25 protein-coding genes, 2 tRNA genes and 1 pseudogene are annotated in these 23,956 nt (G+C 63.3%); 11 read left to right on the forward strand and 17 right to left on the reverse strand.

The window, feature by feature from the left end; genetic code table 11:
- Positions 1 to 112 precede the first annotated feature (112 nt).
- Positions 113 to 388 (reverse strand): C2H2-type zinc finger protein, encoded by a 276-nt coding sequence (locus tag HALNA_RS21650; protein WP_157573495.1) that lies wholly within the window; start codon positions 386 to 388, stop codon positions 113 to 115.
- Positions 385 to 783 (reverse strand): HNH endonuclease, encoded by a 399-nt coding sequence (locus HALNA_RS09060; RefSeq protein WP_049936061.1) that lies wholly within the window; start codon positions 781 to 783, stop codon positions 385 to 387. The genes HALNA_RS21650 and HALNA_RS09060 overlap by 4 nt, the downstream gene beginning before the upstream one ends.
- Positions 784 to 955: 172 nt before the next feature.
- Here HALNA_RS09060 and HALNA_RS19940 point away from each other — a divergent pair, with 172 nt between their 5' ends.
- Positions 956 to 1,789: a hypothetical protein gene (locus tag HALNA_RS19940; protein WP_157573496.1), complete on the forward strand. Its 834-nt coding sequence runs from the start codon at positions 956 to 958 to the stop codon at positions 1,787 to 1,789.
- Positions 1,790 to 2,610: 821 nt separating this feature from the next.
- Here HALNA_RS19940 and HALNA_RS19945 read toward each other — a convergent pair.
- The 8 genes from HALNA_RS19945 to HALNA_RS09105 all read right to left on the reverse strand — a co-directional run bounded on the left by HALNA_RS19945 (position 2,611) and on the right by HALNA_RS09105 (position 10,017).
- The gene (locus tag HALNA_RS19945) at positions 2,611 to 3,741 is read right to left on the reverse strand and encodes a hypothetical protein (protein WP_157573497.1); all 1,131 of its coding nucleotides are present in this window, start codon (positions 3,739 to 3,741) and stop codon (positions 2,611 to 2,613) included.
- Between the two features lie 12 nt (positions 3,742 to 3,753).
- Complete coding sequence (locus tag HALNA_RS09075) at positions 3,754 to 3,987, reverse strand: helix-turn-helix domain-containing protein (RefSeq protein WP_049936064.1); 234 nt, start codon at positions 3,985 to 3,987, stop codon at positions 3,754 to 3,756.
- Positions 3,988 to 5,054: 1,067 nt separating this feature from the next.
- Positions 5,055 to 6,182, reverse strand: coding sequence for a tyrosine-type recombinase/integrase (locus HALNA_RS09080; RefSeq protein WP_245576021.1), 1,128 nt, complete (start codon positions 6,180 to 6,182; stop codon positions 5,055 to 5,057).
- A gap of 261 nt (positions 6,183 to 6,443) precedes the next feature.
- Positions 6,444 to 6,518: transfer RNA gene (locus HALNA_RS09085), tRNA-Glu, on the reverse strand.
- Between the two features lie 55 nt (positions 6,519 to 6,573).
- Positions 6,574 to 8,181 (reverse strand): sensor histidine kinase, encoded by a 1,608-nt coding sequence (locus tag HALNA_RS09090; RefSeq protein WP_049936065.1) that lies wholly within the window; start codon positions 8,179 to 8,181, stop codon positions 6,574 to 6,576.
- Between the two features lie 149 nt (positions 8,182 to 8,330).
- Positions 8,331 to 8,888 (reverse strand): hypothetical protein, encoded by a 558-nt coding sequence (locus HALNA_RS09095; RefSeq protein WP_049936066.1) that lies wholly within the window; start codon positions 8,886 to 8,888, stop codon positions 8,331 to 8,333.
- 23 nt (positions 8,889 to 8,911) lie between these two features.
- On the reverse strand, positions 8,912 to 9,199 hold the full coding sequence (locus HALNA_RS09100; protein WP_157573498.1) for a hypothetical protein: 288 nt from the start codon (positions 9,197 to 9,199) through the stop codon (positions 8,912 to 8,914).
- 158 nt (positions 9,200 to 9,357) lie between these two features.
- Positions 9,358 to 10,017 carry an AIM24 family protein gene (locus tag HALNA_RS09105; protein ID WP_049936068.1) on the reverse strand — a complete coding sequence of 220 codons (660 nt, stop codon included), beginning with the start codon at positions 10,015 to 10,017 and terminating at the stop codon, positions 9,358 to 9,360.
- A 544-nt stretch (positions 10,018 to 10,561) separates the two neighbouring features.
- Here HALNA_RS09105 and HALNA_RS09110 point away from each other — a divergent pair.
- The 3 genes from HALNA_RS09110 (at position 10,562) to HALNA_RS21360 (ending at position 14,423) form a co-directional block, all read left to right on the forward strand.
- Positions 10,562 to 10,996, forward strand: a complete 435-nt coding sequence (locus tag HALNA_RS09110; RefSeq protein ID WP_211226012.1) for a hypothetical protein — start codon at positions 10,562 to 10,564, stop codon at positions 10,994 to 10,996.
- Positions 10,997 to 11,184: 188 nt separating this feature from the next.
- On the forward strand, positions 11,185 to 13,872 hold the full coding sequence (locus HALNA_RS09115) for a heavy metal translocating P-type ATPase (protein WP_049936069.1): 2,688 nt from the start codon (positions 11,185 to 11,187) through the stop codon (positions 13,870 to 13,872).
- A gap of 41 nt (positions 13,873 to 13,913) precedes the next feature.
- The gene (locus tag HALNA_RS21360; protein WP_049936070.1) at positions 13,914 to 14,423 is read left to right on the forward strand and encodes a gamma carbonic anhydrase family protein; all 510 of its coding nucleotides are present in this window, start codon (positions 13,914 to 13,916) and stop codon (positions 14,421 to 14,423) included.
- Here the strand turns inward: HALNA_RS21360 and HALNA_RS09125 are convergent.
- Positions 14,420 to 16,033: a long-chain-fatty-acid--CoA ligase gene (locus tag HALNA_RS09125; RefSeq protein ID WP_049936071.1), complete on the reverse strand. Its 1,614-nt coding sequence runs from the start codon at positions 16,031 to 16,033 to the stop codon at positions 14,420 to 14,422. The two genes, HALNA_RS21360 and HALNA_RS09125, sit on opposite strands and share 4 nt — an antisense overlap.
- Positions 16,034 to 16,234: 201 nt before the next feature.
- Here HALNA_RS09125 and HALNA_RS09130 point away from each other — a divergent pair, with 201 nt between their 5' ends.
- The 3 genes from HALNA_RS09130 to HALNA_RS09135 are packed head-to-tail and all read left to right on the forward strand — an operon-like array spanning position 16,235 to position 17,855.
- Positions 16,235 to 16,441, forward strand: a complete 207-nt coding sequence (locus HALNA_RS09130) for a hypothetical protein (RefSeq protein WP_049936072.1) — start codon at positions 16,235 to 16,237, stop codon at positions 16,439 to 16,441.
- A 10-nt stretch (positions 16,442 to 16,451) separates the two neighbouring features.
- The gene (locus tag HALNA_RS19950; RefSeq protein ID WP_157573499.1) at positions 16,452 to 16,592 is read left to right on the forward strand and encodes a DUF2080 family transposase-associated protein; all 141 of its coding nucleotides are present in this window, start codon (positions 16,452 to 16,454) and stop codon (positions 16,590 to 16,592) included.
- 3 nt (positions 16,593 to 16,595) lie between these two features.
- Complete coding sequence (locus HALNA_RS09135; protein ID WP_049936073.1) at positions 16,596 to 17,855, forward strand: RNA-guided endonuclease InsQ/TnpB family protein; 1,260 nt, start codon at positions 16,596 to 16,598, stop codon at positions 17,853 to 17,855.
- A gap of 1 nt (position 17,856) precedes the next feature.
- Here HALNA_RS09135 and HALNA_RS09140 read toward each other — a convergent pair whose 3' ends face one another.
- The 3 genes from HALNA_RS09140 to HALNA_RS09150 are packed head-to-tail and all read right to left on the reverse strand — an operon-like array spanning position 17,857 to position 19,922.
- Positions 17,857 to 18,174 (reverse strand): cupin domain-containing protein, encoded by a 318-nt coding sequence (locus HALNA_RS09140; RefSeq protein ID WP_049936074.1) that lies wholly within the window; start codon positions 18,172 to 18,174, stop codon positions 17,857 to 17,859.
- 34 nt (positions 18,175 to 18,208) lie between these two features.
- Positions 18,209 to 18,691: a cation:proton antiporter regulatory subunit gene (locus HALNA_RS09145; protein ID WP_049936075.1), complete on the reverse strand. Its 483-nt coding sequence runs from the start codon at positions 18,689 to 18,691 to the stop codon at positions 18,209 to 18,211.
- 40 nt (positions 18,692 to 18,731) lie between these two features.
- Positions 18,732 to 19,922 (reverse strand): cation:proton antiporter, encoded by a 1,191-nt coding sequence (locus HALNA_RS09150; RefSeq protein WP_049938023.1) that lies wholly within the window; start codon positions 19,920 to 19,922, stop codon positions 18,732 to 18,734.
- 195 nt (positions 19,923 to 20,117) lie between these two features.
- Between HALNA_RS09150 and HALNA_RS21365 the strand changes: the two genes are divergently transcribed.
- A complete protein-coding gene (locus tag HALNA_RS21365) occupies positions 20,118 to 20,564 on the forward strand; it encodes an SIMPL domain-containing protein (protein ID WP_049936076.1) in 447 nt (148 codons plus the stop codon).
- Complete coding sequence (locus HALNA_RS21370; protein WP_049936077.1) at positions 20,561 to 20,917, forward strand: SIMPL domain-containing protein; 357 nt, start codon at positions 20,561 to 20,563, stop codon at positions 20,915 to 20,917. The genes HALNA_RS21365 and HALNA_RS21370 overlap by 4 nt, the downstream gene beginning before the upstream one ends.
- A gap of 119 nt (positions 20,918 to 21,036) precedes the next feature.
- Here the strand turns inward: HALNA_RS21370 and HALNA_RS09165 are convergent, their stop codons facing one another.
- Positions 21,037 to 21,555 (reverse strand): phosphopantetheine adenylyltransferase, encoded by a 519-nt coding sequence (locus tag HALNA_RS09165; RefSeq protein ID WP_049936078.1) that lies wholly within the window; start codon positions 21,553 to 21,555, stop codon positions 21,037 to 21,039.
- Between the two features lie 89 nt (positions 21,556 to 21,644).
- Here HALNA_RS09165 and HALNA_RS09170 point away from each other — a divergent pair, with 89 nt between their 5' ends.
- Together HALNA_RS09170 and HALNA_RS09175 are read left to right on the forward strand one after the other, a co-directional pair.
- The gene (locus tag HALNA_RS09170) at positions 21,645 to 22,070 is read left to right on the forward strand and encodes a universal stress protein (RefSeq protein WP_049936079.1); all 426 of its coding nucleotides are present in this window, start codon (positions 21,645 to 21,647) and stop codon (positions 22,068 to 22,070) included.
- Between the two features lie 102 nt (positions 22,071 to 22,172).
- Entirely contained in the window at positions 22,173 to 23,156 is a 984-nt protein-coding gene (locus HALNA_RS09175) for a P-type ATPase (RefSeq protein WP_049936080.1), read from the forward strand.
- Here HALNA_RS09175 and HALNA_RS21165 read toward each other — a convergent pair.
- Together HALNA_RS21165 and HALNA_RS09180 are read right to left on the reverse strand one after the other, a co-directional pair.
- Positions 23,123 to 23,341, reverse strand: a pseudogene (locus tag HALNA_RS21165) (sodium:calcium antiporter); the annotation flags it as partial. The gene HALNA_RS09175 and the pseudogene HALNA_RS21165 sit on opposite strands and share 34 nt — an antisense overlap.
- Positions 23,342 to 23,740: 399 nt before the next feature.
- Positions 23,741 to 23,812, reverse strand: a tRNA-Ala gene (locus tag HALNA_RS09180).
- Between the last annotated feature and the right edge of the window lie 144 nt (positions 23,813 to 23,956).

Genomic DNA, 23,956 nt, shown 5'->3' on the forward strand with positions numbered 1-23,956 from the left:
TCTATCAGTCGTGAACACACGGGAGTTCTATGCTTCTTTCCCTGTGGTATCCCATAGTGAGCAGTCTCTCTGTCTTTACCTCCCTGTGCCGTCGAAAGAGAATAAGGTGGGGCTACCTGTCGCTGTCGACCGTCAGAACCATTCCTTCACTCTGTAGTCGCTCCCACGTTTTGGGATGAACCTTCGAGATGTGGTTACTGAGTCCGCGTTTTGTTTCCACTTCCCGATCACACTCGGGGCATCGGTATCTATCTTCCCGCTCGGCCAACGACTCACCGTGAGCGAGTTTATGATGTATCCGCATCCCACGCTCGTCCTCGAAGTCGTCACGTCCGCACGACGGACACCGAGTCGCGTCACGGAACTGCCCGAGGGTCTGCTGAGTCATGCGCCACCTCCGTCAGTGACGGCAGTCGACTCTTGGGGCGCATCTATGGACTGCACGACTCGCTCGAAGTCCGCTTTCGGGATGCGCCAAACCTTCTCCTTGGCGTCGAATCGCGCTGTCGGTAGCTCCGAAAAGAATCGGAGATACGTCTTGAACGAGTCGCTACGCATTTGGCCTGTGCTACTGAACTGGACTGTGGGAGCCGTCGCCTCGTCGTGGGCCGCATCGTGGCACTGGCGACAGAGGAGGGCAAGGTTGGACAGCCTATCGGACCCACCTCGGCCACGCGGCACGATGTGATGCACGTCGAGGGTCGTGTCGGGACCAGAGGCACCACAGTTGACACACTGGCCTTGATCCCGCTCGATGACGGCTTCCCGCTTGTTTCGATTCATCGTTGTTTCTACCACGGACGGAATGGAAACCCCCGTTTACCCGCGATCTGGCTGTTGTCAGGTCAACAGAGGCCATTCAACCGTGGTATTGAGTCAACTATTCGTTACCTTTTTCCAAAAGTCTATCGAAGGTAGAGACGACGAAAATAGATTAACGTCGTATTTAGAAACTATGGTAGCAGATAACAATAACACGTCCGATGACTTTGATGTTGAGACTCCAATTTGGAAACTTGACCCATCAGAACAGTTGATTGTAGGTAAGGTGATGCAAGCTAATGCAATCCGAATGCAAATCAACGGTATTTCAGATGACGTAGTAGAGCCCGAGGATGTCGAGTGGGTGGCTGCTGACAGGCAGAGGGGAATACTGACGACCCGTGATAGAAGGTACATAAAGGACGAACTGGAAATCGACAAACAAGCAGAAAGAGACTTGAGATACAGGATCAGACAAAGAATAAAACAATCAATTTACGATATTGAGGGAATATCTCAACTTTATGACCAAGACGAGATAGATACTATATTCAACAACTTGGGCCCGTCAAATGTACATTTAGCGAAGGAAATATGCTCTTTCGGTCTGCGCTGTTGCTTGGCGATAGCGAATAACACAGAGGGCTTGTCGGAGTCTGATCTGTTTGAGGCAATAATATCTTCTGCAATCAAGTCAAGTTACAGGTGGTCAAGTAAGGAGACAGTGGATTCTGCATCAGTAAACATAGATTTTGAAATCATAGAGTTTAGCCAACCAGAACTCAAAGAAAGAATACTAAACGGCGAAGCAAGTCGTGCCGAATTTGAGAAGTATAGAAATCATGGGTCTGTTGGTACACTGATAGCTGAAGCTGAGGAACGTGGTTTAGAAGAGATTCGCGTGGATGATATGGGAATAGATGCCGTATATGAACTGGACGAACTCAAAGATCAACGGAGAGAATTGAGAGGATCATCAATTTCACTCCAAACTTTAATTGATAATGTTGGAGACTATACTGAATAATTATAAAATATGAATAAAATCCGCATAGGTGGGTGATGATTAGTCATCTGAAATTTGTCCCCACGATCTACCCCTCTTGATCATCGATGATCACGTAGCGAGTAATATGAGCGAATCTTTGTATTTCTCCACAGAGCTTCCGCGATCTATATCTCAAACCCCACGCTACTGGATAGCCAGTCGTGGGAAGCCGCCCATGCGATTGCCCCACCTTCCAATTCAATTGACTGGGGATCACCCGTCTTGTCGTCCTCGCAGAAGGGCGCAAGCGACCAGTGTGGGCGTTGATTGGCGACATACTGCATGTCGCTGTCGTCACTGGGAACGGCTCATAGCCCCATTGCTCGGCTACATGGCACCACGTATCCTCGGAGACCTCGTCGGCCTTCGGGGGATGATGAAGCACGACCCCCGCGTCTCTTTCCCCTGGTTCAACGGGATGATCGTCCGCAAACGCGCCCTTTGTATTTCGGACGTGTGAGTCGACGGCGGCTTTCGCAATGTCCACGGACACCTCGTCCTCGGGAATCTCGTTCTCACTCATGAGTTGTTAGCGTGAGCTTGGCATTTCTCACTGCCGCCGTCCCTAACGTGGACACTCATCGGGAGGCGGATGCAGTACCTGCCGTTATCCAACTGTTCAGCACATCGGCCACACTCCTCGGCCCGTTCGCGGGTTTTAGCACCCAACTTGAACTTTCTCCCGTCGCGTTTCGATAAGCCGAATTGTTCTCTCTCCTCTGCTGTGAGGGGGGCGCAATTGCCGTACTCGCTCCTCCACCGTTCATAGGGGCTATCGTCCCGTGTAATCCCGTCCATTATTAACTGTCGTCGTCATCGGTTTCTTTGAATGCCTGTACGTCGCCGTAATCGGGGAAGCCCTCGGAAGTCGACACCCACTGCCTCGAAGACACCCACGCAGCCACGGCGCGGTCGATTTCCCATGGCTCGGTCGCTCCCGCAAGGGCAAGATGGGGCATCTGTTGGGCAACGTAGACAACACCGCGAGTCGGGGTTACGTCACGGAGTCCGTCGATGCCGTCCCCCTCATCGCCACACCTCGTCGCCAGCAGCGGATCGTGTTCGATTCGCACTGCATCGGTGTTGACAACGTCGTGAGCGTCCCAGGAAGCACGCGAACAGCGTTCAACGTGTTTGGCGACGGGGCGACGGAACATTTCGGGGCTTACGCTATCGTCGGGATCAGCAATCCAACAGTAGATGTGCAGGTGAGGCGTAACCCACTGTCGGGTTCCCGACGTGATGCGGGCATACTCGAAGTCGAAGTCGTGTTTTTGACCGAGGCTATACCGCAGGGAATCCATGACTGCTCCGACGTTGGCGTAGAGGTCTTCGGTGAGTTGCCACGGCGTCACCACCTTGCCGTTGTCGTCCGTGGGGGACAGTCGCAAGGACACCAACACCGTGGTTAGTCCTTCCATTTCGGCCCGCAGGTAGGCATCCCCGTCGAGTAGATTCGCGTACCACTGACGGGCACTTTCGACCTTGCTTGTTCGATTCGGTGTCTCACGGTTCGATCCGACCACTCGGCGGTACACTTCGCGGGCGGTCCCCCGCGTCATCGGTTGTGGAGTGGGGCACACCTCCGTCACGGGCGTTCCTCCGTTACCGAATGGGTCAACGTTGCAGTCACCACAGCCGCAACCGACGAAGGGAGCGGGGAGGCGTTCGGGATCGACACTCGGGGGAGCGATGAGTCCCTGATCGTACCTGCTCGGTGGGACTCGGTGGCTGTCGTCGCGGGGAGACGGTGGCTTTGGTGATGGTGGCTTTTCGGAGTAGGGACATCTTGGCCCGCCCCCTTTGTCGTCACCATCTCCGACACCGCTACGGCCATCGTTTTCTCCCTCTCGATCCACGAACCGCGTGGGTGGATCGAGGGGTTCAGCCCCGCCGCTATCGGCGTAGAGGTCTTCGAGGGCGTCAAGCATCCGCCGCGTCCCCTACCCATCGTCACCGATGATCCCTTCACCACGGAGTCGGCGCGACACCGTCGACTGACTAACCCCGAGGGCGTCGGCCATCTCGTCCTGGGTTAGACCCTCGTCGACATACAGGCGGTGGAGCAGGTCGGCGTCCCGTTGGGGAAATGGGTCATACCGTAACCGCTGTTGAACGTCGTCGGGTAATTCTGGATTCTGTTCATCGTCGGTCGCAGAGAGTCGTCCGAAAGACATACTCTAATCTCCTTGGAGACGCTATACCGACGACTAAGGCCGTGACGGATACCCGATTCAAAGCCTTTATCCGAATCCCCAGTGTAGGAACAGACGCAGTTAGGTTCCCACGTAGCTCGGTGCTCACAACACCGAGGGAGATCCCACGTCGGTATCTTTTGTAGCATCGTGTCGCGTAGACTCGTCTCTCGTTTACCCATAGGCCACCCCGTCACTTAAGACTTTTTATAAAGTTTGTGGTACTTACGTGAAATGGCCGAGACCACAACGAAAGTCATCTACATCGTCGAGTCGCCCATACTATCGTTTCTGAGCCATCCAACGGCGCTTCTGATAGCCTCCAAATGAAACAGAGGGGTTTCTATCGGTCACGGCAGGAGCCGCTTTATATGCTCTATTTGCCCCGTTCACGAGACGGCGTCGACGTGGGGTGTTTCGTGTCCTACTGTTCCCAACAGAAATTGAAATACTGTGGGTTGGTGGTCGTCTCGGATAGTCGGAGACGCCACGGCTCACGCCGCTGTTGAGTTACCCCACAGCCGAACGACAGTCTGAATCTGTGGGGTAACGGCTACTGTGGAGCCACCTACGGTCGTCGACGGCCACTCTCTCCACGGTCGCGCCATGTCCACGATAGGCCACCGACTCGTCTATAATCGTCGTGAGCGGCGCGTGATAGCCGTCTGTCGTCGTTGACGGGTAGGCACTGACCGAGGACACGACGGGAACAGCGGCCTATTTTCGTCCACACAATGGAAAAATAAAACCACTTCTTCAACGAGATATGCGGTGCGGTCTGCGGTGACTGTGGTGTACCCTGCTATCGTAGATAGTCAGTAACTCCACGACGGCTTGCGGAGTGAACCTACGTAGGGTATCAATCGAACAGTACCGAGACGTAGGTGACTGTCAGGCGTCGGTCCCTGACGGTTCGCTCCATCTCGGTCAAGATTCCCTCGATACATATAGGTACAGAACTACTCACTATTAAGCATTACCCAATAGTTATCTACTATGAGGTGGCGCGGGGGTTCCCCGAATCGAAAAAGAACAGCTACGGGGTTCGATTACTCCAAGCGGTCGAGTACGTCCCGTCGCTTTTCAGGTGGCGATTGATCGTAGCGGGCCGTCGTCTGCGGTGACTTGTGTCGTAGCTGGTTCTGTGCTGTGGATAGGTCCGATTCGTCGATGATGTACGTCGTCGTCGACCGCCGTATCGAGTACCACGAGAGGGAGCGATTCGTCGTGTCGATTCCCGCGATCTCACACAGTCTATCGAGGACATACGAGAGGGAATCGGACGTGAACGGGTTTCCCTCCCTCGTCTGCCACAGTGCCTCGGTCCCCTCGTATTTCGGTCGGTGCCGTCGTTCGGAAAGCCACCGTGAAAGCATCCGTGCCGTTCGGTCGGTCAATGCGGATGCCCACTCGTTGTCATCCTTTCGTGACCCTTCTTTCGGGACACGAAGCAGGTTTCGTTCGGTGTCGACCCACGCGACAGTAGCGCGTTCGACTTCCACGGGCCGAAGGCCACAGTCGAGAGCGGTGAACACCAACGACGGTATCTTGAATCCGTTGGCTTGCTCGAAGTGACGGGGGCCAATCTCGTCTTTCGGTATCTCGTAGCGTTGGGCCAGGTGAATCTTCCACCTGTCCCGTTCGTCGGGTGACAGTCCATTGTAGTTCGGGACCGTCCCATACTCCAAGGCGGCTTCGCGGATACGTCGTCGTTCTTCTTCTGTGAGAAAGTCCCGTGACGTAGTGGTGCTTTGATCGTTGCTGAACGTCCGTTCGGGGTCCCACTGTTCGTCTCCGATGGCGTGGTGACGCCACTTGAATAGCGTCTGAATGGCCTTCTGGACGTTCGCTTTCGAGTCGGGGGCTTTGTCCCCGTAGGCCAGTTCCTCCATGTACGCGTCAGCATCGGCGTGTGTGACCGTCGTGGTGTAGGTGTCCCGACGGTCCCACGTCCATTCGTAGAAGTCATTAGCACGGTAACTGCGTCCCCGTGCCGTCCGTCTCGCGTATCCTTCGCCGTCGTCGGGGGACTTACCCTCGGCAAGCATCCACTGAATGAACCGTCGTCTGTGTTCGGCGTAATCGACGACTTGGCGCGGGTTCAGATACTCCTCGGTGCCGTCAGGGACGATTGCGATACCATCTATCCGTTCGTCCAAGGGGTGAACGTCCGTCACGGCCCGTCACCGTCCACCTGACTGTCCACGTCACCGTCCACTCGACTGTCCACGTCACCGTCCACTCGACTGTCCACGTCACCGTCCACCTGACTGTCCACGAACGGGACCGTCACTATCCGTGACGTGGTGGTTAGTCGAACGATACAACGAATCGGGTTGGTTCTATTGTCGGCCATGGTTCGGGATTCACTGTGACGTTCGTCCCCGAACTAATCGGACAGTAACGGGACTGTGAGCCGTAATCCACGGTGAGAAAAGTGCTCGGTCAGGGATTTGAACCCTGGTCGTCGGCTCGAAAGGCCAACATGATTGGCCGGACTACACCAACCGAGCGCCGCAGTTCCGACGAGGAGTGGACCCTTGATAAATCCGTCTTTTTCGGGCGCGGTCAGGTGACGTTCCGGAATTCGAAGCGGGCGCCGCCGTCCTCGCTCTCGGTCACGGTCACCGTCCAGCCGTGTGCCGTCGCCACGTCCTCGACGATGCCGAGGCCGATGCCGGTTCCGTCGTCGGCCGTCGTGTAGCCGAACTCGATGACGTGGTCGCGCTCCGCCTCGGGGATGCCGACGCCGTCGTCGGCGACGTAGAACCCGTCGGGGAGCGGACCGACCGTGATCGAGAGGCCGGGTGTGTCGTCCGCGGTGTCGTCGCCACCGTCTTTAACCGAATCGTCGGACTGCGTCCGGTCGTGGATGGAGGCACGCACCACGCTACTGTCGGCCTCCGGCCGACTGCTCGTGGAACCATGCTCCACACAGTTCCGAAACAGGTTCTCGAACAGTTGCTGGATTCGGGTTCGGTCGCCGCTGGCGTCGCGGTCGAGGTCGACGGTCAACGTGGCCGTCGCCGTCTCGACCTGTGCCCAGGCGTCGGCCGCGACTTCCCCCAGTTCGAGGTCGACGGGGTCGTCGACGGCGCGGCCCGCCCGCGCGAGAATCAACAGGTCGTCGACGATAGTCAGCATCCGTTCGTGGGAGTTCGCGACGTTCCCGAGGGCCTCGCTCTTACACTCCTCGCGCGCCACCTCGAGCCACCCCTCGGCGACGTTGAGCGGGTTCCGGAGGTCGTGGGAGACGAGCGTCGCGAACTTCTCCAGCCGGTCGTTCTGGCGGCAAAGCCGGTCTTTGGTCAGCTTGCGTTCGAGCGCGGCGCTCACCCACCGACCCATCAGATCGACGAGCGTGACCTCCCAGTCGGAGAACTGTTCGGTCCGCGGGTCGCTGTCGTAGAAACAGAACGTCCCGTACACCTCGTCGCCGACGAAAACCGGCGTGCCGAGATAGCAGCTGATTCCCCAGTCCCGGTTGCCGGCCCGCTCGACGAGGTCCGGGGCATCCTCTGCGACGTTCCCGAGGACGAGCGTCTCCTCCGTGAGGACGATCCGCTCGCAGTTCGTCGCGGCCAGGTCGACGGTGTCGCCAGCCTCTAGGTCGCCGGGCGAGCGGACCACCTCGAAGACGTATTCGTCGCCCCGGACGCGCGAGAGCGTGCCGTAGTCCATGCCGAGAACGCGCTGGCCGATGCGCAGGAGGTCGTCGACCCGCTCCTCGAACGTCGATTCCCGGTCGGCGATCGTCTCGTATATTTCCCGAAGGACGGTTTCGCGGCTCGCGACGCGGTCGTGGCGCCGACGCCGCTCGGTGATATCACGGAAACAGACGGACAGCCCCGTCTCGGACGGCGAGGCCCGCACCGCCAGCCACGCGTCGAGTGGTTCGTAGTACGCGTCGAAGCAAACCCGTTCCCCCGTCCGCATCGCCTCCCGGTATCGCTGCTCGAACGTCGTACCGACCGCTTCGGGGACCACCTCCCAGATGTTCCGCCCGACGAGCTCCGACACGGAGACGGACTCGCCGGCGGCGTCACGGATGACGGCGCGCCCAGTCTCGTTCAGATACGTGAACCGCCAGTCGGTGTCGAGTCCGAAGACGCCCTCGCTCAGCCGGTCGAGGACCTCCGTCGTGGTCGAATCGCCGTCGTCTCGACCGTCAGCCATCCACACCCACCGACACCATCGTCATACGTATAAGTAGGCGACTGCGTTCAAAAGCTCACCGGCGGTTCGTACTGTCGACCGTCTCCGTTTCACGATAGTCGGTGGCCCGGAGTGGCGAACATCGCACCGCCAGCCCCAGTCGTGGCCGATCACGACGGCGTTATCTCGAACGTCGTCGATACGCCGTCGGAAGTGCGGTGGAGCTGGAGTTCGCCGATGGCGGCCGTCGCGGTCAGTTCCCCCGTGGGCCAGTCGCCCGTCTCGAAGGTCATGGCGTCTTCCCACGTGTGGAGCCCCGCGGTGTCGACGCGCCGGTCCACGTCGCGGAACCGCCGAACCACCAGGTCGCCGTCGTGAACCACGTCGACGCCCTCCTTGAGATTGATCGTCCCCTCGGGGACCCGGAGGCGGTACCGGAAGGCGACGACGGCTGGCTGGCCGCGCTGGATTCGCTCGACCCGGTTCGCGGTCAGATCGCCCGGCTCAGCCCACGTCGAGACGACTGCTACGTCGAGCAACTGCGGCAGATACTGTCGCTCCGGGGGCGTCATCGTCGGTGCCGGCGTCCCGGTTGGCGTCGGCGTGGCGGTGGCCGTCTCGGGCGGCGCGGCCGTCGCCGTCGGCGTCCCGTCGGTCGAGGGTTCGGTCCCCGTCGAGCCACAGCCCGCGAGTCCGGTGATCCCCGCTAGGAACGCGCGTCGATCCATAGCATCCGGTGGGGGAGTCAGCATTATAAGGATTCGTCATACACTCCGGCGCGTCCCAGCCCGGGCGTGTCGTCGTCGGATCGGTCGAGCGCGCGGAGGCCATCACACGCCGGGACGTAGAGCCGGCCGGCGTCGACGACGCTGTCGTCGTGGAGGCAGAGCCGGCGGTCGAACTGGTCCTCGTCGTAGCCGACCGTCCACCGTTCGGTGCCGTCGGCCGACGACAGGGCGAACGCCGGCGCGCCGCGGACGCTCTTCCGCCAGCGGATGCGGTTGGCGTCGAGACCGACCGCCGCGCCCACCGTCGCCAACAGGAAGCCTATAGTAGCTCACACCTGATCGCAGGATTGCTCTGACTTACAAAGGCTACTGTAGCTGCGACGACCAGCGATCCGATGACATATCGGATGATGGATAGCTCCCCCGCTTATCATCGCCCGTCGCCGTCCGGCGTGTGGTTCGACCGGCCCTACACCTGCGGACCTTCCTCGTGGGGTTGGATCACGACGAAGCCGTCGGTGCCGGTGAACTCCATCTGGATGGATTCGCCGGAGGTCTGGCCGATTTCGATGGCCTTGTTCGTCCCGACCGACGGCGAGAGGTCGGTGCTCCACGCGACGGTGGCGTCGGGATCGGTGACGACCGGCGGCGTCAACACCAGCGGGTCGCCGTGGGTCGTGACGGCGACCTGTCCGGGGCCGGAGAGATAGACGTTCGTCAATCCGCCGGCCGCGGCTTCGGAGAGGCCGCCGATGGTACTGATCTCGTAGTCGACCGACGACTCGAACGCGAGTACGTCGGTGCCGTTGACCGAGATGGCCTCCTCCTCGCGTAGGTCGAGGACCTGTACCTTCTTGCCCTGGTCGGCGACGTAGAGGTGGCCGTGGCCCTCGGCCTCCATGACCGGCGTGCCTTCGCTCGAGACGGCGTCCTTGACGAACCCGGTCAGTCCACCTTCGGCCGAGGACTTCCCAGTGAAGGTCAGATCGCCGGTGTAGCCGATCATCGATCCGGCCTTGACCATCACCGTCCCGTCGACCGGGATATCCAGAAGGCGCTTGTTCTCCCGCTGGAAGCCGTCGCCACCCTCGGCGGGTGCGTTGGACCGCGTGAACTCCTCCAGTTTCATAGCCGCTCGGTCGTTCGTCCACGGATCACATATCGGTGGTGGAGACTCAAATCCTCGTTTGAGGGTGTCGTGGGAGTTTAGCTGTGGTACAGCGCCGTCATCATCCGCTCAGACAGCGACACAATTATTGTCTGAACGCCCGTCGGTGGTGAGCAAAATGGGCGTTCCGTGTCACCGCTCCCGACTGATAGTGTTTATTGTAACTGGTTACCGGTGGATTGCCGGACCGTCTTGGCTCCCCACCGGTAATGACTTACAATGAACACTATCACTCGTCGTCCCGAGTGGGACGACTCGCTCCTTGTGGGAGTCGGACAACAGGCCGACATTCAAATGCGACAAGAAGCGTGTGTTAGTCAGTTGAATAGTCGCATCGAATCAATAGGAGTGGGACACTCCGAATCTACGCCTGCAGGGTCTGGAGCCGCTGTGTCCACGGCGGATGCACGCTCTGACACAGAAACAGGAAGCCCCACCTTCAGCGAGGCCGCCAGGCCGAGCAGGGTGGGGTAGTTCACACGGTCCGGTCCGCACCTGTCTACCGATGTCGCCCGCCCTGTACGACCACGTCCGGCCGGTCGACGCCGACATCCCCGCCGGTGTCTATCGGGTCGTCGGCGTCGGCGACGGGACGGTGACGCTCCTCCGGGTCACCGACGCCGACGGGAACCGACGCCACACCGGCCGGACGACCACCGTCGACGCCGGGACGTTCGCGGACTTCGCCCCCGCCGACCCGCCGACTCGCTCCCAGTCGGCCGTCGAGGCCACGGCGTCGGCGCTGGAACTGGGGTACTGGTCCCTCCGAGCGTTCACGAGGGAACTGGCGACTCGCCCGCTCCTGACCGCCCTCTCGTTCGCTCCGGTCCTGTTCGGCTTCGTCGGCGACGGGGCCGTCCCACTCCCCGACCCTGCGTTCGGCGGATCGATCCTCGTCGGCAGTCTCGCGCTTGCCGCCATCGGGAGCGGGCGGCTGTAATCGGCCCGATGGCTATCCGCGTGCGATGCCATCCGGCAAACCCCCGACTCGTGAGGAATGCCGACGCCCCGCCGCGAAATTCGGCAGTCTGCGACGTGTCATTTTCGAATCGAAAGTTGAACAGGGTTTGAATCACCTCCTTCGAAAGAGTAACCGAACTAAGTGTGGGTCACGTAGCACTACCCGAGATGGGAGCACGCACGACGCACCTCGACGTCACGGGGATGACCTGTGCCAACTGTTCGACGACGGTCGAGGACGCGCTGACGGCCCTCGACGGCGTGAGGGGCGCGACCGTCAACGCTGCCACCGACGGTGGGACCGTGGAGTACGATCCCGACGCGATCTCCCTTCGGGAGGTGGTCGACGCCATCGAAGACGCCGGCTACGGCGTAGTCACGGAGACGGTGACGGTCGCAATCACCGACATGACGTGTGCGAACTGCGCGCGGACCAACGAGGTGGCGCTCGAATCGGTCCCGGGCGTCGTCGATGCGGAGGTGAACTACGCCACCGACGAGGCGCGGGTCACCTACCTCCCCCGGGACGCCTCGATCGACGCCCTGTACGACGCTGTCGAGGACGCGGGCTACTCGCCGGTCCGTGAGGAGAGCGACGGCACCGACGCCCGCGACGCCGCACGACGGGGCGAAATCCGCAAACAGCGTCGGCTGACACTGTTCGGCGCGGTGCTGGCGACGCCGCTGCTTCTCGCCCTCGCCGAGAAGTTCCTGCTCGGCGGCGGCGTCTTCCCCGACCGAATCTTCGGCGTCACCGTCGGCTGGGTCATGTTCCTCCTCGCGACGCCGGTACAGGCCGTCCTCGGCCGGCCGTTCTACAGAAACGCCTACAAGGCCCTCGTGAAGAACCGCCGTGCCAACATGGACGTGCTCATCGCCCTCGGGTCGTCGACGGCCTACCTCTACTCCGTGGCCGTCCTCCTCGGCGCCGTCGCCGGGGGCCTCTATTTCGACACGGCGGCGCTCATCCTCGTGTTCATCACGCTCGGCAACTACCTCGAAGCCCGGTCGAAAGGGCAGGCGGGCGAGGCGCTCCGGAAACTGCTGGAGATGGAAGCCGACACGGCAACTGTCGTCCGCGACGGGCGTGAGGAGGAGATTCCCCTCGAAGATGTCGAGGTAGGTGATCGGATGAAGGTCCGTCCCGGCGAGAAGGTGCCGACCGACGGCGTCGTCGTCTCCGGGCAGTCGGCGGTCGACGAGTCGATGGTGACCGGCGAGTCCGTCCCCGTCGAGAAGGGCGTGGGCGACGAGGTGATCGGCTCGACGATCAACGAGAACGGCGTCCTCGTCGTCGAGGCGACGAAGGTGGGTGCGGACACGGCGCTCCAGAGCATCGTCCGGACGGTCAGCGAGGCCCAGTCCCGTCAGCCCGAGATTCAGAACCTCGCCGACCGCATCTCCGCGTACTTCGTTCCCGCGGTCATCGCCAACGCCGTCGTCTGGGGCGTCGGCTGGTATCTCGCGCCCGAGACCCTCGCCGAGGCCGTCGCGTGGCTTCCGGTCTGGGGCCTCGTCGTGGGCGGCCCCGTCGTCGCCGGCGGCGCGGTGTCGACTTTCGAGTTCGCGGTGATCGTCTTCGCCTCCGCCGTCCTCATCGCCTGCCCCTGTGCGCTGGGACTCGCGACGCCGGCGGCGACGATGGTCGGGACGACCATCGGCGCACGACACGGTGTGCTGTTCAAAGGCGGCGACGTGCTCGAACGCGCGCGCGACGTGGACACGGTCGTCTTCGACAAGACGGGGACGCTGACCCAAGGCGAGATGGAACTGACCGACGTGGTGGCGCTCGGGGAGGGGGCGCTCCCCGACGGCGGGCAGTTGAGACGCCCCGACAGCCGCACCGAAGACGACGTACTCCGCCTCGCCGCGACGGCGGAACGCGGGAGCGAACACCCCCTCGCTCGCGCTATCGTCGCCGGTGCCGAGGCCCGCGGGATCGAGGTGGGCGACGCCGACGGCTTCGAGAACGTTCCGGGCCACGGCGTGCGGGCGCGGATCGACGGAAGCGCACTTCCGGGGACGGGTGGTGACGGCCCCGTCGAGGTGCTCGTTGGCAACCGGAAGCTCCTCCGTGACAACGGGATCGACCCCGCGCCCGCCGCCGACACGATGGAGCGACTGGAGCGTGAGGGAAAGACGGCGATGCTGGTGGGACGCGTGCCCGCCGGCACGGATGGCGTGCCCGCCGGCACGGATGGCGTGCCCGCCGGCACGGATGGCGTGCCCGCTGGCACGTTCGACGCCGACGGGGGCGAACTCCTCGGCATCGTCGCGACCGCGGACACGGTCAAGGAGCGCGCGACCGAGGCCGTGAGCGGGCTCCGGGCGCGCGGACTGGACGTACTCCTGCTCACCGGGGACAACGAGCGCACCGCCCGCGCCGTCGCGGAGCGGGTCGGCATCGACCCCGCGAACGTCCGCGCCGGCGTGCTCCCCGAGGACAAATCCGACGCGGTCGAGGCGATCCAGTCGGAGGGACGGCGGGCGATGATGGTCGGCGACGGCGTCAACGACGCGCCCGCCCTCGCCGTCGCGTACGTGGGGTGTGCCATCGGTTCGGGGACGGACGTGGCCATCGAGGCGGCGGACGTGACGCTGATGCGGGCCGACCCGCTGGACGTGGTGAAGGCGATCCGGATCTCCGAGGCGACGCTCGCGAAGATCAAGCAGAACCTCGTGTGGGCGCTCGGCTACAACACCGCAATGATTCCACTGGCGTCGCTCGGCCTGCTCCAACCCGCCCTCGCCGCGGGGGCGATGGCCATCTCCAGCGTCTCGGTGCTGACCAACAGCCTCCTGTTTCGCCGGTACGTGCCGGACCACGACTACGAACTCCTCGGACGGCTGCGCTGACGACCGAGCGCCTTTAGACACCCCCCATCGAAAGCGGCGGCATGGTACTCAGAACTCTCGATGGCGTCGAACCGACCGTCCACGAGGACGCCTACGTCGACGACGACGCGGTCGTCATCGGCGACGTGACGCTCGAACGCGCGGCGTCGGTCTGGCCCAACGCCACGCTCCGTGGTGATCACTATCCCATCGTCGTCGGCGAGGAGTCGAACGTACAGGACAACGCCGTCCTCCACGAGGACGCCGTCCTCGGCCCGCGGGTCACCGTTGGCCACTCCGCCATCGTCCACGCCGCGACGGTCGAGGAGGAGGCACTGATCGGCATGGGCGCCATCGTCCTCGACGACGCCACGGTCGGCGAGGGCGCCATCGTCGCCGCCGGAAGCGTCGTTACCGGCGGGACCGACGTCCCGCCCGGGTCGCTGGTGGCGGGCACGCCCGCCGAGGTAATCAAAGAGGTCGACGGCGAGATGGGTTCGATCGCCGCCGACGAGTACGTGAAACGGGGCGCTCAGTACGCCGAGTCCTCGCGGGTCGTCGACGAGGACTAGCCTTCGCCGACCATCCGATCCTCGTCTTCCCACTCTTTCGATCGGAGTTCGTACTTCTGGATCTTTCCGGTTGCCGTGGTGGGGAGGGTGTCGACGAACTCGACCTGTTTGAGCGTCTTGAACCCCGCGAGGCGCTCGCGGGTGAACGCGATCAGTTCCTCGGCGGTGACGCCCGGATCGTCCGGATTCCCGTTCGCTGGCACGACGAATGCCTTCGGTTCCTCGCCCCACCGCTCGCTCGGGGCGGGGACGACCGCCACGTTTCCGACCGCTTCGTGGTCGAACAGCGTGTCCTCGAGTTCGATGCTGGAGACGTTCTCGCCGCCGGTGATGATGATGTCTTTTTTCCGATCCTGGATCGAGATCATGCCGTTCTCGTCGACGGTCGCGAGGTCCCCCATGTGGTAGTAGCCCTCGGCGCGTTCGGAGAAGGCCTCCTCGGTCGCTTCCGGCATCTCCCAGTAGCCTTCCATCACCTGGTTGCCGCGGACGACCACCTCGCCGATGGTCTCGTCGTCGCGGGGGACGTCCTCGCCGTCCTCGTCGACGACGCGCACTTCGGTGCCGAGGAAGCCGAGACCCTGTCTCTTTTTCACCCTGAAGCGGTCGCGGCTGTCGTCGTCGAAGTGGCGCCGGGCCTCGGAGGTGGTGATGAGTGGCCCCGTCTCGGTGGCACCGTAGACCTGCATGAGATACCAGCCGAACTCGTCCTCGACGGTCCGGATAGTCGCCTCCGGCGGCGCCGACCCCGCGGTGGCGATGCGCACGTCGTTGTCACCCTCCGTGGGTTCGTCGTGGTCCTCGTAGTAGTCGATGAGCATATTCAGCACCGTCGGCGCACCACAGAGATAGGAGACGTTCTCCTCGCGCACCGTCTCGAAGATCCACTCGGCGTTGATGCCACGCGTACAGACGTGTGTCGCGCCCATGCCGGTGATGGCGTAGATGTGTCCCCACCCGTTGACGTGGAACATAGGGAGCGTCCAGAGGTAGACGTCGTCGTCCGTGATCTTCTGGTGAATCGCGGTGAGATAGGCGTGGAGCGTCTCACACCGGTGAGTCCGCATCACGCCTTTCGGGTCGCCGGTCGTCCCCGACGTGTAGTTGATGGTGATGACCTCGTCCTCGCTCATCTCCGGTCGGTCGTAGTCGGCCCCCGCCGATTCGACAACGGCGTCGAAGCCCTCCCAGTCGCCGTCGACGGCGTCGGGGTCGTTCGTGACGAACGTGCTGGTCGGTACGTCGTCGCGGATGGCTTCGACCTTCTCGGCGTAGTCGTAGTCGGCGTAGATGGCGTCGACACCGGCGTCGTTCAGGATGTACTCGAAGTCGTTCGGCGTGAGCCGGTAGTTCAGCGGCGTGTGGATCGCGCCATTCTGCATGATGCCGTAGGCGGCTTCGAGGTGGTAGTGGGTGTTCGGATCGAGCACCGCCACCCGGTCGCCCTTCTCGATACCGCGGGACTGGAGGAAGGCGGCGAACCCATCCGCTCGCTCGCCGACCTCGTCGTACGTGTAGCGTTCCCCGGTCGTCGCCACGACTGCCTCCTCGTCACCGTAGTACTCGCGGGCCCTGTCGAGGAACTCCGTCACCAGGAGCGGTTTCTGCATGCTCTCACGGTCTCCGTGCGAGTCCATAATTGTTTTTGTGAATGGTTCGGCGCGACGGGAGTCGGCAGTCGCCGGACGGAGTTGAGAGTGTGACACGTACCCACAGGTTGAAGTCTGTCGGGGGCAGAGAGGTCGGTAAGCCGGTCGGATCGGCCGACGGAGCCGTGACCGGACGACTGACCGCACCCGTCTTCCACGTCCGTGGCGGACGACGACAACGAGATCATGAGCGATACGAGCGACACCCGATCCCGACTCGACCGTGCACAGCGCCGCGAACTACGCAGTCTCGGCTGGCGATGGCTCGGTCGGAGTCGGGCGAAACGCCCCCGATCGATCGACCGCCGCCACCTCCTCGACGCCGACGCCGAGGAGACGACGCTCGTCGACTTGGACGCGCGGCTTTAGACACAGGGTGATGGATCGGCATGCAATCAAAGGCCATGAAGTCATCGAAGGCGAAGTAAAAGCCACTGGCAATGGCGCACACGTCCTCGTCCCAAAACGGTGGCGTGGAGCAGACGTAAAAATCGTCAGAACCTCTGAGTCTGACGAGTAACCGATGAACTACAATTACAGGTATCGCCTCACGCCGACTGTAGACCAGCGCGAGACGCTGGACTACCACCGCGATACCTGTAGACAACTCTATAACCACGCCCTGTACCGCTTCAACCAAATCCCCGAAGACGAGGGTACCGTCAAACAGCGCGTCCGCACGATCCGTGACGAGCTTCCCGACCTCAAAGACTGGTGGGACGCACTTACCGACGTGTACTCGAAGGTGCTCCAGCCTACCATCATGCGGGTCGCCAAGAACATCAACGCACTGGGGAAGCTCAAAGAGCAGGGCTACAAGGTCGGTGAACTTCGGTGGAAGTCACCTCGGGAGTTTCGCAGTTTCACGTACAACCAGTCTGGCTTCGAGCTCGACAAGAAGGGCGGCCAGACTGTGCTGTCACTGTCGAAACTCGCGGACATCCCCATCGAGTTCCACCGACCGCTGCCCGACGACGCCACGGTCAAGGAAGTCACGCTCAAAAAGGAGAAGACTGGCGAGTGGTTCGCCATTTTCGGGATCGAGAGGGACACAGAACCGCCAGCGAAGCCATCGCTGGAGGAGATCGACGCCGAGGAGGTGGTCGGGATCGACGTGGGCATTCGGAAGTATGCCCACGATACAGACGGCACAGCGGTCGAATCACTCGACCTCTCGGAAGACCGCGACAGGCTCGAACGAGAGCAACGGACGCTCTCCCGGAAAGAGTACGAGTCGACCAACTGGGAGAACCAGCGCCAGCGAGTGGCCGAGTGCCATCTCGACATCAAACGCAAGCGGCGTGATTTCCTGCACAAACTCTCGAACTACTACGCTCGGGAGTACGACTTGGTCGCCGTCGAAGACCTCGACGTGAAAAGGATGCTCGAATCGCCGCGCAACAGCCGCAACACGGCGTCAGCGGCGTGGAATACCTTCACCGATATGCTCGAATACAAGTGTGAGCGGGAAGGCACACACTTCGTGGAAGTTGACCCGGACGGCACCACCAAAGAGTGCGCTCAGTGTAGTGTCGAAACCGAAAAACCGCTGTGGGTGCGTGAGCACTCCTGTCCTGCCTGTGGCTTCGAGGACGACAGAGACGCAAACGCGGCGTGGAACATCCTTTCTCGCGGACTCACCAAACTAGGAGTGGGTCACTCCAAAGGAACGCCTGTGGAGACTGCGCTCCCTGCGGGAACCTCCCCGGTTCCTGCAAAGCGCGTCGTGGAAGCAGGGAGCCCCACCCTCAGCGAGCGCGTCAGCGCGAGCAGGGTGGGGTAGTTCACGGCGCGCCGGCGATGACGAACAGCGAGTCGGCCTCGGCGTCGATCCGTCGGGTCGCATCGGGGTCGACGCGCAGGGCGTCGCCGGCCGCCATCGACACCGTTTCGTCCTCGACCGTGATGGTCGCCGCTCCCTCGACGAGGACGTACACCTCCTCCTCCCCGTCATCGGCGTGGTCGTGAGCCATACCGCTCCAGCCTGCTTCCACGTCCAGCACCGACACGCCGAGGTTCGCACAGTCCAGGGCGTCGCGCAGGAAGTGAAGCCCGTCACCGACCGGATCGACGTCGTCGTAGTTGACGAGTGCGTGTGCCATACTCCGACGGTCGGCCGCGACGGATAAAAAGGGTCTACTCCGGTTCGACCAGCGCGTCGAGTTCGGCCTGTTCCTCCCGCGTCCCGACCGCCACCAGCAGGTCGCCGGGTTCGAGCGCCGTCTCCGGTGCCGGGTTCGAGATGGTCTCCTCGCCACGCTGGATCGCGATGATCGAGGTGCCAGTCTCCGTTCGCACCCGTGAGTCCCCGAGGGTCTTGCCGGCGACCGGCGAGTCGGGCACCACTTCGACCCACTCGATGATGGCGTCCCCGAGGGGCACCGACAGTGAGTCCACGTCGACCGACTCGAAGTACGCACCTTCGAGAATCGAGCCCAGTCGGTTGGCCTGTTCGCCTTTCAGATCCAGGATTTTCTCGCCATCGGCGTCGGAGCCGTCCCGGCGGAAGAGTTCGCACCGGCCGTCGTGGTGGACGACCACCACCACGCTTCGCTCCCCCGTGAGTTCGAGTTCGAACTTCCGGCCAACGCCGGGCACCTCCGACTCGTACACCCGCATACCCCAACTCCTCGCGGTTTCGGGTTAAGCGTGTCGTCCATCAGACGGTCACGAACCGCTCGAACCATCCGGACGCCCCCATCAGCGTCGTCCCCAGCGCGCTCATGACGAGGACGTAACCCACGGCGGCGGCGTAGATGGTGCGGGCCGTCTCGGGGGCGAGCGTCCCGCCGGCCGCCGAGAGCGCCACCGCGGCGATGATGAGCGAGAACTCGCCACGGGTGACCATCGCCAGCCCGACCCGAAGCGAGCGGCGGTCGTCGAGGTCGTACGTTCGGCCGCCGAGGAAGCCGCTGAGAAGCTTGGTTGGGGCCGTGACGACGACCAACAACAGGATGACGCCTGTAGCCTCGACGACCACGAACGGGTCGGTGACGACGCCGATCCAGAAAAAAAAGACCGCGGCGAAGACGTCCCGAATCGAGGAGAGCGCGGTCTCTAGGTCGTGGACATACTCCGTCGAACTGAACGCCATGCCGACGAAGAAGGCGGCGACGGCCTCGCTGACGCCGACGGCGAGGGCCGCGCCCGCGAGCAGGACCGTCACCCCGACGGCCCGGAGGATGAAATACTCCGTAGAGGGGGTGTCGAGGAGGCGTTCGAACAGCGTCGTCCCCGCGGCGACGAGGACGAGGAGGAAGGCGATGAAGGCGAAGGCGACGCCGATGGCGCGGGCCGCCGACCACACGTCGCCGCCACCCGAGACCAGCGCGACGACGACGGCGAGGTAGACGGCGACGACGAGGTCCTCGAAGACGAGGGTGCCGAGCAGGGGGCTGCTCTCGGGGTTGGCGATCCACCCAAGATCGAGCAGCGATTTCGTGATGATGGCGCTGGAGGAGATGTAGACGACGCCGGCGAGCAGGAGTGCGGGCAGGGGGTCGCCGAACAGGTAGACGCCGAGGGCGAGTCCGACCCCGAAGTTGACGACGAGGTCGATCACCCCCGCGCGTCCGATGCGTTCCTTGTCGGCCAGCAGGCGCTCCAGGTTGAACTCCAGTCCGAGAAAGAACAGGAGGAAGACGATGCCGAGTTCGGCGCCGATGCCGACGAACTCGCTCGCCGACACGGCGGGGAGGCCGGCGGCCCCGAGGACGAACTCGTTCAGGCCGATGCCCGCGAGGATGTAGAACGGGATGGGCGAGAGGTCGAGTCGGGCGGCGAGTAAGCCAACGGCGCCGATGGCCGCGAACATCACGCCGACTTCGAGCAGGCTCGTCTCAGCGGCCATCGGCCCATCCTCCGTTCGATCGCTCGTCGTCGCGAACGGCGCCGACCCGTACCGGCCCACCCGGGGTCCGGCCCGCCTCCGTATGCATATCCTACGCCGACCCGTTCCAGGGGTATCAATCTCCCGCCATCGATGTCTCAAACGGCCGTCTGTGCCTTCACGAGTGATTTACTCGCGGCCGCCGACGGAGCGGCCATGCGCCGACACAGACACGCACTCGCCGCCATCGGCCTCGCACTGTTGCTCGTAGCCGCCGGCTGTTCGGCCGGCACCGACTCCCCGGGAGCGACCACGGAAACGCCGGTGGAGCGCACGCCAGCATCCGAGACGGAGAGCACCATCCACGTCGCCGGCAGCGGCAGCGCGGACGCCGAACCGAATCAGGCGGTCGTCCGGGTCGCCGTCGAGGCCGTCGGTGCCGACGCCGCGACTGCCCGGCGTCGTCTCGCCGCGAAAACCTCGCCTATGCGAGCGGCGCTCGACGACATCGGCATCGACGACGATCGAATCACCACGGAACGCTACGACATCTACCGGGATCGGCGGCGTCCGCGTGAGGACGGTGTCGACCCCCGCGTTCAGACCGCGCGCCCCACGACTTCGAGATCACGGTCGCCGACCCCGACCGCGTCGGCGAAGTGATCGACACCGCTGTCCGCAACGGCGCCACCGAAGCCGCCGACGTGTCCTTTACCCTCTCGACCGAGTGCCGCCGGACCCTCGAACGGCGGGCCCGGAGCGCCGCGATGGCCGACGCCCGGTCGAAGGCACGCGCCCTCGCGACCGACGCGAACCTCACCGTCACCGGGGTGCAGGTGATTCGGACGGCACGGAGCGGCGCGCCCCGTCCCGTCGACGCCGGGGCGGCGATGACGGAGACGCCCGTCCCGACCGGCGCGTCCCCGTCCGACATCGAATCCGGGCCGGTCTCCGTGACGGCGACGGTTCAGGTCGTCTACGAGGCCCGTCCTCGGACGAACGCGACCGCCCGATAGTGATATACGTCATCGCTGGTGGTTCGTCGGCACGGGTGGGCGAACCACCGGCACACAGGTACGATACACACTACGAGACGGACCGCCGGTACTGACGGACGACGATCCGTCTTGTCCGGTTAGTCGAGGAGGCGCCCGTGTTCGTCGATTTCGCCGTTTCGAATCCGGGTGCTGCTGATTCGGTCGCCGTCCTCGGCGACGACGAAGGGCGGAGTGTGGATTTCGAGGGGTCGGAGGCCGTCCGCCTGCCGTGCCCGGTTGAGTTCGTGGGCGCGATGCTGCGCCTTCGCCTCCGGTGAGACGACGAGGGCGTCCACGTCCGCCCGTGTCGCGGCCGGGCCGCGTTCGTCCGTCAACTCGACGATTTCGTAGGTGGCCGTGTAGGCCCCGGCCGTCTCGTCGAGTTCGGCGTCGAGGGCCGCCCGCCGCTCCTCGAAGGGGCCGAGGAGGTCGGCGTGAGTGGGGTCGCTCCGCGTCCGCTTTGCCAGTTCCGTCGCGGTGAGGCCGACGATCACGTGTCCGTCGCCGGGGCCGTCGTGGCTGGCCGTCTGGAACGCGTCGTGTAGGAGGGCACGATGCCCGTTGTGGATCGGCGTGAACGTGCCGCCGAGGATCACGGTTCGATCGGCTCGGCTCATACGTCGGCATCGCACCTGAGTCACGTCAACGTGCCGGACCCACGGGAAGAATGACAAATAGTTAATTGGTGTGCGGCTGTAGGGTGGATATGGGACCGATCTTACTGGCGACGGACGGGAGCACGGACGCACGACAGGCCGCCCGTGAGGCGCTTGACCTCGCCGAGGACCGTAACGCCACGCTCCACGTCGTCTGCGTCGTCGACGAGCGACGCTTCGACGACCCCGCTCTCAGTTCGGCCGAACTCGCGACCATCTACGCGGAGGATCACGCGGTCGTGTCCGTCGACGAGGTGGTCGGGATGGCAGAGGGTCGACCAGTGACGGTCGAGGGGGACACCCGCCACGGCATCCCGGACGAGATCATCGTCGAGTACGCCGACGAGGTGGACGCGGACACCATCGTCATCGGCGAACGCGGCGACCACGAGGAACACTTCTCCGGCGTGGGCCGGCACGTCAGGGCCGCGACCGACCGGGACGTGATGATCGTCAAGGCCGACTCCGAGTCGTAACCGCCGCCCCTGCGGCGCGTGGCTTTATTTGCCCTACCGACGGATATGCGACGGAATGGGGGAAGCCGTCGTCCGACCCGTCCGGCGCCCTCACGTCGAGCCATGAGCGCCTCGTCAGGCGATGATGTCGACGGCGACGTGGACTGGCACACCCTGTCCGCCGAGGAGGCGGTCGAGCGTCTGGAGACGGACGTCGCGGGACTCGACACCGACGAGGCCCGTGACCGCCTCGACGCCTACGGGCCCAACGAGATCACCGCGAGCAACGAGTTGTCGCCGTTCCGAATCCTCCTCGCGCAGTTTCAGGATTTCCTCATCTACCTGCTCCTCCTTACCGCCGCTCTGTCGCTCGGGATCGGACTACTTCCGGGGTACGACCCCGACTACGCCGACGCGACGCTGATTCTCCTCATCCTCCTCGCCAACGGCGTCTTCGGGTTCGTCCAGGACTACCAGGCCGAGAAATCCATCGCCGCGCTCCGCGAACTGTCGTCGCCCGAGGCGACCGTTCTGCGGGAGTGCGACCCGACCGTCGTCGACGCGACGGCCGTCGTTCCCGGAGATATCCCCGTGCTCGAAGCGGGGGATTCGGTTCCGGCCGACGCCCGTCTCGTCGAGACGACGGAGCTACGGATGGACGAGTCGGTCCTCACCGGCGAGAGCACGGGCGTCGCGAAATCGGCCGAGTCGGTCGCCGCCGAGACGCCACTGGCCGAACGGGCCGACATGGTCTACATGAACACCCCGGCCGTCGAGGGCCGGGCGCGGGCCGTCGCGGTGCGGACGGGGATGGACACCGAAGTCGGGAGCATCGCGACCCAGATTCGCTCGGCACCGGACGAGCCGACGCCGTTCCAGGCGGAGGTTGACCGCCTCGGCAAACGGATCGGCTACGGCATCGTCGCGCTCATCCTCGTCGTCGTTGAGGTGGTTTGCATCGAAGTGATCCAGTCGCGCTACGAACTCTCGTTGCACTCGAACCCCTGGCTGGTCGGCGCCATCGCGACGACGATGGCGATGGCGATGGTGATCTGGGCCGTCTCCGAGCCGACGATGTTGCCGACGACGAGGTCGCCCGCGCTGTAGTAGGCGGCGTAGACCGACGTGACCATCTCCGGGACCGACGTGCCGATCGACACGAGCGTCACGCCGATGAAAAAGGGTGAGACGCCGTAGTAAAGCGCCAGATCCCCCGCTCCAGTCACTGCCCGGTCGGCACCCAACACGAGCGCCGCCAATCCCCCGAGAAAGAGCGCGGCCTCGACGAGCATCAGGTCCACAGTCGATCCGGGGGTGCTAAAGCGTGGGCGCTCCTCGCCACGGTGTGACAACGTCCCGATGTTTATAGCCCGTGCCGCTCTCACTCCGAGCTATGCCCGCCGTCCGACGACTCGTCCTCGACGTACTCAAACCCGTAGGATTCGTTCGTCACCAAGAGTTGAAGCGGGCCGACAAGCCGGAACGGCCGGACCGATCGATTGGCTGTCTTCACCCACAATTTGGTTACTATGAGTCTTGTCCGGGAACGATGGAAACACCAACCGCCAAGACTCGCCGGGATTCTGAACCACGGGAGGACGGTCGCCTCGCGCCGCTCGGCGCTGCGACTTCCCTGATTAAAATCCCGCCTCGACCATTCTCACTCCCTCGCCACGGCTCGGTCGTTCCGATGGACTCGCCGGGATTTGAACCCGGGGCCTCTCCCATGCCAAGGGAGTGATCTACCCCTGATCTACGAGCCCGCGTCGCAACGAATCGTACCGCGGTCCGAATAATAAGGGCTTCGACTCGTCCGTATGCGGGGCGGTCACACCGGCCTCGAGGCCTTCGAAACGGTTTAGTGCTCGATTCCCGAACGGTTCGACGGGAACGGCGCGACCGCAAAT

The sequence above is a fragment of the Haloplanus natans DSM 17983 genome, from assembly GCF_000427685.1.
GTDB classification, from domain to species: Archaea; Halobacteriota; Halobacteria; order Halobacteriales; family Haloferacaceae; genus Haloplanus; species Haloplanus natans.

Excerpts from the sequence above, each read along its gene's own strand:
- HALNA_RS21650 (WP_157573495.1), bottom strand. The coding sequence starts at position 388 with ATGACTCAGCAGACCCTCGGGCAGTTCCGTGACGCGACTCGGTGTCCG.
- HALNA_RS09060 (WP_049936061.1), bottom strand. The coding sequence starts at position 783 with ATGAATCGAAACAAGCGGGAAGCCGTCATCGAGCGGGATCAAGGCCAG.
- HALNA_RS19940 (WP_157573496.1), top strand. The coding sequence starts at position 956 with ATGGTAGCAGATAACAATAACACGTCCGATGACTTTGATGTTGAGACT.
- HALNA_RS19945 (WP_157573497.1), bottom strand. The coding sequence starts at position 3,741 with ATGCTTGACGCCCTCGAAGACCTCTACGCCGATAGCGGCGGGGCTGAA.
- HALNA_RS09075 (WP_049936064.1), bottom strand. The coding sequence starts at position 3,987 with ATGTCTTTCGGACGACTCTCTGCGACCGACGATGAACAGAATCCAGAA.
- HALNA_RS09090 (WP_049936065.1), bottom strand. The coding sequence starts at position 8,181 with ATGGCTGACGGTCGAGACGACGGCGATTCGACCACGACGGAGGTCCTC.
- HALNA_RS09095 (WP_049936066.1), bottom strand. The coding sequence starts at position 8,888 with ATGGATCGACGCGCGTTCCTAGCGGGGATCACCGGACTCGCGGGCTGT.
- HALNA_RS09105 (WP_049936068.1), bottom strand. The coding sequence starts at position 10,017 with ATGAAACTGGAGGAGTTCACGCGGTCCAACGCACCCGCCGAGGGTGGC.
- HALNA_RS09110 (WP_211226012.1), top strand. The coding sequence starts at position 10,562 with ATGTCGCCCGCCCTGTACGACCACGTCCGGCCGGTCGACGCCGACATC.
- HALNA_RS09115 (WP_049936069.1), top strand. The coding sequence starts at position 11,185 with ATGGGAGCACGCACGACGCACCTCGACGTCACGGGGATGACCTGTGCC.
- HALNA_RS21360 (WP_049936070.1), top strand. The coding sequence starts at position 13,914 with ATGGTACTCAGAACTCTCGATGGCGTCGAACCGACCGTCCACGAGGAC.
- HALNA_RS09125 (WP_049936071.1), bottom strand. The coding sequence starts at position 16,033 with ATGCAGAAACCGCTCCTGGTGACGGAGTTCCTCGACAGGGCCCGCGAG.
- HALNA_RS19950 (WP_157573499.1), top strand. The coding sequence starts at position 16,452 with ATGGATCGGCATGCAATCAAAGGCCATGAAGTCATCGAAGGCGAAGTA.
- HALNA_RS09135 (WP_049936073.1), top strand. The coding sequence starts at position 16,596 with ATGAACTACAATTACAGGTATCGCCTCACGCCGACTGTAGACCAGCGC.
- HALNA_RS09140 (WP_049936074.1), bottom strand. The coding sequence starts at position 18,174 with ATGGCACACGCACTCGTCAACTACGACGACGTCGATCCGGTCGGTGAC.
- HALNA_RS09145 (WP_049936075.1), bottom strand. The coding sequence starts at position 18,691 with ATGCGGGTGTACGAGTCGGAGGTGCCCGGCGTTGGCCGGAAGTTCGAA.
- HALNA_RS09150 (WP_049938023.1), bottom strand. The coding sequence starts at position 19,922 with ATGGCCGCTGAGACGAGCCTGCTCGAAGTCGGCGTGATGTTCGCGGCC.
- HALNA_RS21365 (WP_049936076.1), top strand. The coding sequence starts at position 20,118 with ATGCGCCGACACAGACACGCACTCGCCGCCATCGGCCTCGCACTGTTG.
- HALNA_RS09165 (WP_049936078.1), bottom strand. The coding sequence starts at position 21,555 with ATGAGCCGAGCCGATCGAACCGTGATCCTCGGCGGCACGTTCACGCCG.
- HALNA_RS09170 (WP_049936079.1), top strand. The coding sequence starts at position 21,645 with ATGGGACCGATCTTACTGGCGACGGACGGGAGCACGGACGCACGACAG.
- HALNA_RS09175 (WP_049936080.1), top strand. The coding sequence starts at position 22,173 with ATGAGCGCCTCGTCAGGCGATGATGTCGACGGCGACGTGGACTGGCAC.